General features: G+C 34.2%; 1 protein-coding gene. It reads left to right on the forward strand.

Going from position 1 to position 471, the window contains the following annotated elements:
- Nucleotides 1-348 (forward strand): hypothetical protein (locus tag HNS40_RS22755; protein WP_216664216.1); only part of this gene is annotated, 348 nt, incomplete at its 5' end.
- Nucleotides 349-471: the final 123 nt, after the last annotated feature.

Genomic DNA, 471 nt, shown 5'->3' on the forward strand with positions numbered 1-471 from the left:
GACAACAAAGAAGATGAAAACAAATATGCCGAAAACGCCATCACAAATTTATTGAGTGAATTGAGCAAACTGGGTTCATCAAAACAGAACATTGAAATTTGTCTTGTTGGTGGAGCAAATGTGTTGAGAAAAGAAAATGACACAGTAGCTAATAATCTAATTTTAAATATCTTTGAAATTACTGAGCAGAAAAAGTTAACTGTAAAAGAAACATCTTTGGGCGGATACGAAAGGCGCTCTGCCACGCTGAACCTGAGTTCAGGACTTGTTAGCTTTACTGTTGGTGATAGTACCGAAAAGAAATTATATGAATATTTTGCTGAAAAAAATAAGGAGGATAATCAATGAAAAATGATTCTAACAAAACCAAAGAACAACTCATAGCTGAGTTGGACGATTTACGCACACAAAGTAAAAAGCGTGAGGAAGAACATAAAGAAAGCCAGAAAAAATATCGTCTGCTTATTGAAA

It is taken from the genome of Lentimicrobium sp. S6, assembly GCF_013166635.1.
In the GTDB taxonomy this organism is placed as follows: Bacteria; Bacteroidota; Bacteroidia; order Bacteroidales; family UBA12170; genus UBA12170.